12 protein-coding genes are annotated in these 10,198 nt (G+C 41.3%); all 12 read right to left on the reverse strand.

Annotation, left to right across the window (positions count from 1 at the left end):
- Positions 1–59: 59 nt before the first annotated feature.
- Positions 60–812: a hypothetical protein gene (locus tag RLN88_RS16680; RefSeq protein WP_350222553.1), complete on the reverse strand. Its 753-nt coding sequence runs from the start codon at positions 810–812 to the stop codon at positions 60–62.
- Positions 813–840: 28 nt separating this feature from the next.
- A complete protein-coding gene (locus RLN88_RS16685; RefSeq protein WP_350222554.1) occupies positions 841–1,296 on the reverse strand; it encodes a DUF2231 domain-containing protein in 456 nt (151 codons plus the stop codon).
- A gap of 1 nt (position 1,297) precedes the next feature.
- The gene (locus RLN88_RS16690) at positions 1,298–1,816 is read right to left on the reverse strand and encodes a DUF3347 domain-containing protein (RefSeq protein ID WP_350113910.1); all 519 of its coding nucleotides are present in this window, start codon (positions 1,814–1,816) and stop codon (positions 1,298–1,300) included.
- A gap of 152 nt (positions 1,817–1,968) precedes the next feature.
- A complete protein-coding gene (locus RLN88_RS16695; RefSeq protein WP_350204893.1) occupies positions 1,969–2,400 on the reverse strand; it encodes a hypothetical protein in 432 nt (143 codons plus the stop codon).
- Between the two features lie 179 nt (positions 2,401–2,579).
- Positions 2,580–4,976 carry a TonB-dependent receptor domain-containing protein gene (locus RLN88_RS16700; RefSeq protein ID WP_350222555.1) on the reverse strand — a complete coding sequence of 799 codons (2,397 nt, stop codon included), beginning with the start codon at positions 4,974–4,976 and terminating at the stop codon, positions 2,580–2,582.
- 571 nt (positions 4,977–5,547) lie between these two features.
- Positions 5,548–6,291: a PepSY domain-containing protein gene (locus tag RLN88_RS16705; protein WP_350222556.1), complete on the reverse strand. Its 744-nt coding sequence runs from the start codon at positions 6,289–6,291 to the stop codon at positions 5,548–5,550.
- The gene (locus tag RLN88_RS16710; RefSeq protein WP_350206086.1) at positions 6,291–6,959 is read right to left on the reverse strand and encodes a class I SAM-dependent methyltransferase; all 669 of its coding nucleotides are present in this window, start codon (positions 6,957–6,959) and stop codon (positions 6,291–6,293) included. Before RLN88_RS16710 ends, RLN88_RS16705 begins: the two co-directional genes overlap by 1 nt.
- A gap of 44 nt (positions 6,960–7,003) precedes the next feature.
- On the reverse strand, positions 7,004–7,384 hold the full coding sequence (locus RLN88_RS16715) for a hypothetical protein (RefSeq protein WP_350222557.1): 381 nt from the start codon (positions 7,382–7,384) through the stop codon (positions 7,004–7,006).
- Positions 7,385–7,543: 159 nt separating this feature from the next.
- Positions 7,544–7,966, reverse strand: a complete 423-nt coding sequence (locus tag RLN88_RS16720; protein ID WP_350206088.1) for a hypothetical protein — start codon at positions 7,964–7,966, stop codon at positions 7,544–7,546.
- 12 nt (positions 7,967–7,978) lie between these two features.
- Positions 7,979–8,593: a DUF3347 domain-containing protein gene (locus RLN88_RS16725; protein ID WP_350206089.1), complete on the reverse strand. Its 615-nt coding sequence runs from the start codon at positions 8,591–8,593 to the stop codon at positions 7,979–7,981.
- A gap of 30 nt (positions 8,594–8,623) precedes the next feature.
- On the reverse strand, positions 8,624–9,427 hold the full coding sequence (locus RLN88_RS16730; protein WP_348284239.1) for a prohibitin family protein: 804 nt from the start codon (positions 9,425–9,427) through the stop codon (positions 8,624–8,626).
- A 305-nt stretch (positions 9,428–9,732) separates the two neighbouring features.
- Positions 9,733–10,198, reverse strand: a 466-nt coding sequence (locus RLN88_RS16735; protein WP_350222558.1) for a DUF3347 domain-containing protein, incomplete at its 5' end; no start/stop codon positions are given.

Genomic DNA, 10,198 nt, shown 5'->3' on the forward strand with positions numbered 1-10,198 from the left:
GCAAACTGCATTTCTATAGCTTCCCAAAATCATAGGTTAATTCATAATTGATTTAAAACTCATTCGTCTTCAAGGGGTACAGTTTCTATTGATTTGATCAGGATTTCACCTGTTCCGTCTAGCATGATACCTACGTATCCATTTTTCATCTTGTCCCCATGACCATGAGTTACTGTCTTATTTCCGATGTATCCTTTATAGTGGGTTCCGGCAGCTGACACACGAAGGTTGATCCAATCCTCATCCGATTCGAATTCTGACTCGTCAAAAACCATTTCATCTCCCTGCACGATCCTTCCCAGCTTCATATTGTTTCCATTTACCGCCACAAATTCATGATTGTGGGCATTACTGGCATGGTGTATCAGTTTATAGGTTCCCTGAAAGGAGCTGGCATTTAAACTGACAGCCATTCCGATATTTCCATACGACTGATGAAATACAAACGCCACTGGTTGACCGTTTGCAGTTAATTTCAAGACATTGTCGCTTGCAACCTCTGTTACTTCAGGGGCTATATTTTCCATCGCCCCGGCTATGAAGTGAAAGTCAGATCGGATGAGCTCCTCGCCGTTACCGGATGGTGTCCATGTTTTTCCTTCACCTTCATCCATAGATGCCTTACCATGACTACCATGATCATGACCCCCTGATGCTTCACCATGGTCATGACCATCCTCACTTTCGGTCATTTCAGAATGATCGTGTCCGGATTCTTCCTCTTCAGATTTTTTCCCACCTGAGCAGGCCGCAACACCCAACATTAGCATGAAGAGGATAGCGGAATAAATTGTTGATTTCAGTTCTTTCATTTTTTATATTATTTGAATTGTTCAATAATTATTTTTTTGTTCCCGCGCCGTATTTGTAAACCAGCTTTCCCCCAAGGTCCGCTGTTTTAGCCACCATGCCCATTCCGACCAGTCCCAATATCAGCAGGCCAATCGCCATCAATTTTTTGGTATCCAGGCTTTTCCAATAGAGGAATCCTCGCAAAACAGCATATCCTGCAAAAAAGTAAAGCGTGTAATGCCCCCAATCTGAGTGCTGGCTGGCTGTGACTTCTCCCTGAAATGGGACGGAAACCATATCGATGGCCTGGTCCCCAGAGAGATACGCAGCAAAAGCACTGACAGCAGCCAAAGCATACAAACTCATCGCTCCATTTCGTGTCCAGGTGCTCTTTTTGATGACAAAAACCACATCAAACAGCAAAGCAACAGCCCATAGAGCAATAGGAAAGTGAATAATCAATGGATGGATATTTGGCATCCATTCCGGTAAAAGCGCTTCCATTTTATTCAATGGTTTCTTTTACACTTCCACACGACGGCATTTTATCACCAAAATATGGATTTGCAATTTTAGCATCATTTGATAGCCATGAAGCACCCGCATTGTCATTGGCCATGGGGCAATAATCCACGTAAATAGCTCCCATGGTTAATTTGGAGTTTTTTACCAACTCGATCATTTCAGCACTCAACATGGCAAACATCTTTCGCTTATCTTCAATGCTTTTGGCTTCTGAAACCATTTTTGCGCCAGTGAATGCTTTGTTGCCATTTTTCACCTCTTGGAGGGCAAGGACGAGCTGTGCTGCCGCATCATTTGATTTCAAAACGTCTGACGCAAAAAGGGCGTCTTTCAATGCTGTATACTTCAGGTATGCTTCACCCATCTCCTGGCTCTTAAACATTGGGCCCATTTGATCTGTATTTTTTTTAGTTTCATTGCCATGGCTTCCATGGCTATGCTGTGCGAAAGTCCCCCAACTGCTTACAGTCAGAAAGACCAATAGAATTGATTTTTTCATTGGAATATTATTTTACGGTTGAAAAGATTAAAGGGAAAATATGAAAAGGCTTACCTTTTGTCCCAACGTTTTAAAAAAGGTATGATACACAACGTTCTTATAGTTGTGGATTACTAAAGCCTTGCACGTAAAAGTGACCTTATATAAAGGTATTATATCCGGAAGACCTGGAATAAAATAAGGATAGAAGCCTGCCGGGGAGGCGGCCTATCTATTTCGTATAATAGAGTGGTTAATTCTTTATAGCTATTGGTAAATTGAGCAATAAAATGCTCAACCTGATTGAGTTGAAAATTGGAAAACGAAACTTGTAATTCTTTAACAAGAATTTTGGCATCATATACGACTTGGGCGGTAAAATCATCACAGCATTCCTCTCCTTCTGATGCTGAATGGTCATGACTATGGGCATCATGACCATGGTCATGTGAATGGTGGCCTTCTGAATGGCTCTTTTCTTCATGAGTGTAATTGTGGTCAAACCCTGCGACATCACCCAGATTACAGACAAAATAAACCAGAAAGGCACCCAAATAGGTACTAAGCAGGGAAAAGGAGAAAATACGATTTTTTAAAGTTCCCACTTTGGATTCAATTCTACTTATTAAAGGTAAGTAGGATCACTCAATATTCAAAACCCTTCTTGTTTTGAAAAAACAACGGATTCTTTACAGCATACTGAGAACACTGGTGAAAAAAATAAAACCTAATAAACTGAAAGAGGTTTCCCATAAAGATCGGGAAACCTCACTCAACCTAATGACTAAAAGTCTGCCCTCACACCAAAATTGATCATTCTTGGAGCTCCGGGCCTAAGGCCGGCAGGACGGGCAGCCACTGCATATTTATTATCAAAAACATTGCTTACCGAAATATTGGCTGAAAGAAATTTATTGATAATAACATTGGCTGAAAGATCAAAAACCATGAACCCGTCTATGCGCTCACCGGGAACTGTGTCCTCAGCACCCGGAACAGTACCAATATCACCCTGATATTTGGTATTAAAAAATAAGGATGCTCGTTTATGCTGGATGCCCACGTTGACATATACCTGATGATTAGCAATATAGGGCAGCTGATCTCCTTTATTAACCATTCCCCAGGGTTCAAGTTCAGATTCAAAACTCTTACTAAAATAAGCATCCGTATACGTATATGCAGCTACCACCGGCAATGAAATAGTGCTACTTGTATTTACCGCATCAAACCCAACTTGAAACTCCAAACCCCTAGTTATGGCCGTTCCTGCATTAAACGCATCTCCTGAACCTATGCCACCTGCGGCAGCAATATCCCTGCCAAGTAAGCTTTGGTAATCTGTATAAAACAACACTGCTGATCCTTCCACTTTACTATTGGTTTTCCTGATCCCCAGTTCATAGTTCGTACTCAACTCCGGGTCAGTATCATCTGAGCTGCCAGCCGGAGCAAACCCTCTGTGCACACCGCTGAACAAATTGAGTTGGCCGGATAACTGATAATTTACACCTACGCCAGGCAACCAAACACTGAAGCTATTTGATCTTGTCTGTAGATCACTACCAGTTCTCTCCACATCATTTTTCCCATAGTCTTTCCGGCTCACAGTTATATTCTCATAACGGATACCCGGGGTAAAACTCCATCGGTTTACATCTAGTTGATAGAGTATATAGCCGGCAAAAGCTTTTGCTGATTCTACTCTATTTGCTTGTGTACCGGGTGTTCCAGGCTGTATTAGCTTAATGGTACCATCGTTTATGGCATAAAGGTCTTCCCATTGATAGCGGTCCTCTTCGTCCTCATGCCATCTGCCACTTACATGAATATCATGCGAAACGTTCCCGGTTTCAAATTCATAATCCACTACTGACTGAACTCCCTGAGCATAGTATTCTCTGTTATTAGCTCTTAAGCTTAGGCTAGCCGTATCAGCAATACTTTGCCCCCTCAGCAGTTGGTATGCGGCTGGGAAGGTTTCCGGATTATCAAGTACTGAGGAGAGTGAGGGGCCATCAACGATACCCTGCAATTTGTACCAGTTTCTTGCAAAATCATTTCGATAGGCAGTAGTTACAATATTGACACCACCGGGCATTTCTATGTAATGCTGAAGTGAAAACCTGGACTGCTCAGCATCCATATTGTCCAACTGTGAGGCCGCATATCGCTGATACGGATTGTCATCAAAGTCAGATGCAGTTAACCCCAGGTAGGTTTCGTTGGCGTCTTCAAATGTTTGGCCCATGGTCATATTCAAAGACTGATACACCTTAGCATCCGCTTTGGTATTAATCCCTACTTTTATTTGATAGTCTTTCTTATCGAACCCGGTATCATCTCCATTTTCAAGTTCTTTAAACCCATCTGCACCGTATTGAAAAGTCTCGACAAGAAAGCCTACCTGCTCTGATTTGGTACCTACGTAAGCGTGTAAGTTTTTGTATCCATAGCTCCCGCTTGTCAATTGAAATTTGCTTGCAAACCGATTTGGAATCGGGGTGGACATTAAGTTGATGGCCCCACCTGTTGTAAACGGACCAAACCGGATCTGGCTGGCACCTTTGAGCACTTCCACACTATTCATACGGCCCATAGTGGGAAAATAATAAGCAGAGGGTGATGAGTAAGGTGCCGGTGCAGCCAATATCCCGTCTTCCATAATGGTAATGCGAGCGCTTCTTTCCAGGCTGGAGCCCCTAAGACCTATGTTAGGTCTTAGGCCAAAACCATCTTCTTCCTGGACGTTTACACCGGGCACCATTTTCATGATGTCATTCACGTTGGTGTAGTTATAGTTTTTCAGCTCTACAGCAGAAATGTATTGTACTGATCCAGGGATTTCCTTTAACCCAACTCTCCCGAGCGTGAGGCTTTGGCTTTCTATGACTAATTGAGGCAAGACGAGTATGTTTTCCTCTAGTTCTATGTTATCACCTGTACCAACTTTATCAATAGCTATCGTCAGCGAATTAAAGCCTATGCAGGAAATAGTAATTTCCTCAGAAGTGGCCGGAGCATATTCGATTTTGAAATACCCCTGTCCATCAGTCCTGGTACCTATTTGGGTATTTTCAACACTTACATTTGCATGAGGAATGCCTTTGCTTGTTCCCTTTTCAGTAACTCTACCTTCGATTGTTTTGGTTTGAGCAAAAGAGTAGACTGATATTATCATTAATAAGAATGTATATATGCCTCGCATTGACTTGAATTGTTATTTATAATTATTCTTAATAGTACAAAGTACAGACTTTAGTTATTATCCTACAATAGCCATTGCTAGTGAATTTTGAATGCTCCGATTCATTATTACTAGTGAGAGAAATGGGCATTAAGCCCCTGTTAACTCCCTGGATGATCTGCTCAAATGGTTGATAACGTTTTCCAGCTATTTCTAATCTCCAGTGCTATCATTCCAAGGTTTTCATTTTCCACAGCTTCCATAGACAAAAGCGGACATAGGCTACATCAATATGATTAGCTTCCTGTTTTACGATCACGTTGCAAAGGAGCATTAACCAGATAAAGTCTTCAGCCCTGAGAGCCTGTGTGCATACGATGGATTCCAGGATGTGGCAGAGGTTGAAATCCACATCTAGTTCTCTTTAGAGTAGCTCTTACACCATTTCAGTGAGAATGCCAAAACCTTCATCTATAAGGACATCAATTTCTATTACCGATGGAATCTTTGATTAAAAATTCATCCAAGGTTGGTGTAAGATCAGGCTGAATTTTTACTGTCGCTTTCATGATTTTCTGACCTTAAAAAATTTGAATTCTCTTTTGTTATATGAAACTCCAAAAAGAAAAAATCCGGATAGTACAGTGATCAGCCCGAGGATTGAAAACGCCTTGAGTAACCCATTACCAAAATCATCCCTGGTTTCATAATCCATGGTGTGCATCATCCAGAGCCAATCAAATGCTCTCCAGTTGTTGTGTCTGATGCGCTCAAACTGTCCAGTGACAGCATCCACATACACAACCGGGTCTCCCTCATAATCAAATGCAATGGACCATACCGGAAGGTGGCGTTCCCTATATTCATGATGACCACCTACTTCTGCCAATAATTGAGCTTCTTTTATTTCCGCTTTGAATGTGATATAGGACTTGGCAATTTCTTTCGCCTCGTCTTCAGTGAATTGCGGTTTTACTTGCCCCGTTTTTGCGGAGAATAACCTGTATTCCCCTGTCATCAATTGGAGCTGATAATAGGGTTCACCAAGTGCCTCCACTAGTTCGATTTTGGCTATTGGCTTCAAGGGTTGCGTACTATTTATCTTAATGAGTATGCTATCCGGAGCGATTAGACCAGATGTGGGAGAGAAGCCTTTTTTTTCCATCACCAAGTGCTCTCCATGTATCTTATCAATATCACTCCAACTAAAGTAGAGCCCGCCAAGTGTCCAAAATAAAAATTGAATGCCTAGAAACAAACCTAAATACCGATGTGCTTTTCTGATGTAGTAGTTGGTGTTGCGCTTCATTATTTTTTCTTTGTTCCCACGTAATAACAGAACGACCCGATACGTGTATTGATAAAACCAGTCTCCTTTACATCGGTAAAGCCAGCCTTCCGTATATATTCAGGCAGTAATCCTTTTACATTGGGAGTAGTCGTTTTGAAACCGTCCAGTAACTGTACAATATAAAAGGAAATGCGCATCCATCGGTTCTTTGCCTTGCCCCAATCCCCAACGATGAGCCTGCCGTCTGGCTTCAAAACACGGTGTATCTCTTTTAAGCTTTCCAGTTTGGCTTGCTCATTCAACTGATGAAAGACCAGGCAACTGTAGACTTTGTCAAAAGTATGGTCTTCATAAGGAAAGGCCGATCCTCCATATAGTTGAAGATCCATTTGAATGTCTTTTCCCTTCAATTTTGAGTTAGCGATCTCTTTTACTTTGGGGTCAATATCTAATCCATGGAAATGTGACTGAGGTGACTTTTGAGTTGCTAGTACTAGGTTAGTCCCTGTTCCATAGCCAAATTCAAGAATTTTTTCATTAGGCTGAGGATCAATCCTTTCGATAAGCAGATTCCTAAATTTCTTCTCCGGCATGGTGAGTTTGATAGTGTAATCATAAAGCCCAGTAAGGAAATTAAAACCTAATGCCGGAATAAATTCCTTTTCTTTTTTATACTTTTTCTTCATGTTCGAAATTTTGATTTTGGTATGTGCCGCTCTATCGACCATGGTTAAGATCCTGCACCTTTTTCTTGTTTGTATTTGGTGTAGGTTTCCTCTGACTCGAAGTAAAAAACCTCGCCTGTGGCTTTTGATTTTAATACAATGAATGCATCTGCTTTGTCCACCGGCTGTCCGGTATATGGGTCAGTCCCATACCTCACAGACTCCAAGTTATTTAACTTGTCTACACACATCTCACAGCATCCGTAATATATCTTTCCCTCCACAGGTACCTCTATCTGATTTACTCCCATGTAGGCGTCATTTACCATGCACACTTTGTTGTTTGGTAATTGTTCATCTATGGATACCCATGTAGTTGGGGAAGTATTGTTCCATATGTTATAGGCAATTATACTTAGGACTACCATACCAAAGAAGGCTAGCACTATGATTGACTGTTTGTCCAATTTAACCTCTTTCTCTTTTTGTTTTAAACGTTTTGCTCGCTTCATAACAGGTGTCTTTTGTCCTGTCTAAGGGGGTGCTTGTAAACCATATTCTTTCTGGTCTATTTGAAGCATCCCCTAATCAGGATTTTAAATATTCTAGTGAGAGATGGATTCATGGTCGCCCATCAAGCCATCCATTAACTCGTGATCTTCGGCATGATGACCGTCCTGATCATCGTGTCCGTTCATCCCATTTGAACCCATATGCATACCATCAGTATCGTGATGATGGTCATCATGTCCATTTTCGTGCGAATAGTTTTCATGATGTTCTTCATAAAGGTTTTGAAAATGGTGAAACAGTGAGTCATGCAAATGAATGCCATCCAAATCGTCATCCTGAACAGATATTTTGAAGGCTTCATTCTCATTGACTGCATTTGTGTAGGCCTCCCTCAAGCCGTTCAGTGATTCCAAATCTGCTTGAGAAAGTCCGTTGTGCATATCGTCATCATTGCAGGAATAGAGGCCAATGGCCAAGCCCAACAATACTGTCGCTATAATTTTTGTGGCTTTCATGGTTATAGGTATTTAGTTGATAATTTCTTTAGTGCTGCCACAAGAGAGCATATTGCCACTGAAATAAGGATTTCGTATTTCTTTTGTATCGCTTAGCCAATAAGCTCCCTGATTGTTAAGTGCCATAGGACAGTACTGGTAATACACTGAAGCCCCTATTATGCCAAAGGTTTTGATGCTTTTAAATAATGCCTGGTTAAAAGAATCGTAAGCAGCTTTTTGATCTTTGGTATCTTTAGATTCTGTCATTTTATCCAAAGCTGTATTCATCACCTTCAGATTCATCATCCATTCCATGTGCGCTTCGGAGCTCTTGAGTAAGCCCATGTCTATCTTTCCTAATGTCGCCTTTACCTGTAAGCCGCTATTGGAAATGCCTTCCACTTCACCGGTTAAAAAACTGTCTGCCAACTCAAACGAGGTATTGTAAACCTCTGTAAGCTGTTTCTTAAAATCATTGCTTACATCATAGGACATTGTCTTCCCTTCTTCCATTTTCATTCCTGAATGCATGGAATGATCCATTTTAGAGCCTTCTTTTTTGTCATTTGATCCATGATTATGCTGCGCATTGGCAGCCCCCAATGCTACAAAGAGGGCTACTATCATTATTAATTGCTTTTTCATATTATCTTGTATTTTTCTATATTATTGATTTTAGTTTCCATCTCCTCCCGTATCCACTATCACTGGTAGGCCATCTTTGCCCATAGGGATGAAGAAAAATTTGGTATTAGGGCTGTTCGTTAGCTTATCCTGTACCTCCAATGCCTTATACTGAAGGTATTTTTGGGTGAGCCCTGCATCTATGATCTGCTGGGCATCTCGCTGGCCTTTTGCTAAAATGCGTTGGATCTCTGCCTGCTTCTCCGCAATTTTTATTTCATAGTCTTTTTGCTGAATGTCCTGCTCAACTGCCAGTTTTCTATCCACAGCTGAAGTAACAACCTGTGGATATTTAATATGGTCGATGGTTACATTATCGATCTCAAGGTGTTTGCCCTCAATTTTAGTTACCAACTGCCTGAAAATTTCCTTTTCAATATCCGGGCTCTTTGGCGAGACTACTTTGTAATCGTAACTCGCGAAAATATTTCTTGTAAGGCTCACAAATTCAGGTCTTACTACATTTTTGTAATAGTTCTGACCAACCTCTAATTCCAATTGAGCCAGCTCAGCCTCAATCGGTCTTAAAGTAACAGATACAGTGATTGGGATATGGAGTTCATCCTTGGTGAGAACAGCCACATTCTCCGTGTAAGTTTGCCACTGCACACTATAACGCACGACCCCATTCCAGGGCATATGCCACACAATACCATCTTTATATACTTGCTCCGTTTTCAATCCATTTCCATACGGGCTCCATTTCATAGCGTGTGTACCGGGCTTTACCACTGAGCAGCCAATTGCAAAAAGAGTAATCACTGCTATACTTAAAATACTGAATCTACTTTTCATTGTTTTGATGTTTAATTATTCCTTGATAAATCAAAACGTGTATGGAATCATGTGTATTTAAGGTATTTGGGTTATAATTTAAGAAATCAGGGTTCCTATTATTGGCCCATTGCATCGGCTATTGCAAGGCCCATTGCCACTAGCAGAAGAAGCAACCAAAACCCACGTGCCATCCACTTCTTTATATTCGAAGGCTTGGAGGTATCATCCATTTTGCAACATTCTTTCATAGCATTATTCTTTTATCAAATAGCATAATTGAGATCCCCGGTATGAATACCCAGTGACCGGGGACTCACCACCACTCACTTAATCACCGCTTTGTTTTCTCCACAGGTGAGCATGGCATCACCGAAGTAAGGATTTTTAATTTCCTCTACTGCGCTCAACCAGTAGGCCCCTTTGTTATCCCTGGCCATTGGGCAGTACTGGTAATAAATCGTTTCACCAGTTGTACCAAACATCTTGATAGCACTGTAAAGCGCATCGCTAAAATCCGCAAAGGCAAGGCGCTGCTTTTCTATGTCACTGCCTGACTCGATGTTACCCAGTGTTGTTTTCAGCGTTTTTAGACTGTTCATCCACTGGTTGTGCATTTCTCCTTTAACCAGGCTCATATCCACTTTGTCCAAAGCCGATTTAACACTACCAGCCTGTTTCTTGGCTGCCGTAGCATCTGTAGCTAAAAATGCTTTCTGCAAATCAAGATGTACTTGGTACACATTGGTTAGTTGCTGCTTAAAGTTTTCATCGACTGACATGTCCATTTTC

It is taken from the genome of Ekhidna sp. (genome assembly GCF_040223195.1).
GTDB lineage: Bacteria > Bacteroidota > Bacteroidia > Cytophagales > Cyclobacteriaceae > Ekhidna.

Bases quoted from the DNA above. Each gene is read 5' to 3' on its own strand.
- RLN88_RS16680 (WP_350222553.1), bottom strand. From the start codon at position 812: ATGAAAGAACTGAAATCAACAATTTATTCCGCTATCCTCTTCATGCTA.
- RLN88_RS16685 (WP_350222554.1), bottom strand. From the start codon at position 1,296: ATGGAAGCGCTTTTACCGGAATGGATGCCAAATATCCATCCATTGATT.
- RLN88_RS16690 (WP_350113910.1), bottom strand. From the start codon at position 1,816: ATGAAAAAATCAATTCTATTGGTCTTTCTGACTGTAAGCAGTTGGGGG.
- RLN88_RS16700 (WP_350222555.1), bottom strand. From the start codon at position 4,976: ATGATAATATCAGTCTACTCTTTTGCTCAAACCAAAACAATCGAAGGT.
- RLN88_RS16705 (WP_350222556.1), bottom strand. From the start codon at position 6,291: ATGAAGCGCAACACCAACTACTACATCAGAAAAGCACATCGGTATTTA.
- RLN88_RS16710 (WP_350206086.1), bottom strand. From the start codon at position 6,959: ATGAAGAAAAAGTATAAAAAAGAAAAGGAATTTATTCCGGCATTAGGT.
- RLN88_RS16720 (WP_350206088.1), bottom strand. From the start codon at position 7,966: ATGAAAGCCACAAAAATTATAGCGACAGTATTGTTGGGCTTGGCCATT.
- RLN88_RS16725 (WP_350206089.1), bottom strand. From the start codon at position 8,593: ATGAAAAAGCAATTAATAATGATAGTAGCCCTCTTTGTAGCATTGGGG.
- RLN88_RS16730 (WP_348284239.1), bottom strand. From the start codon at position 9,427: ATGAAAAGTAGATTCAGTATTTTAAGTATAGCAGTGATTACTCTTTTT.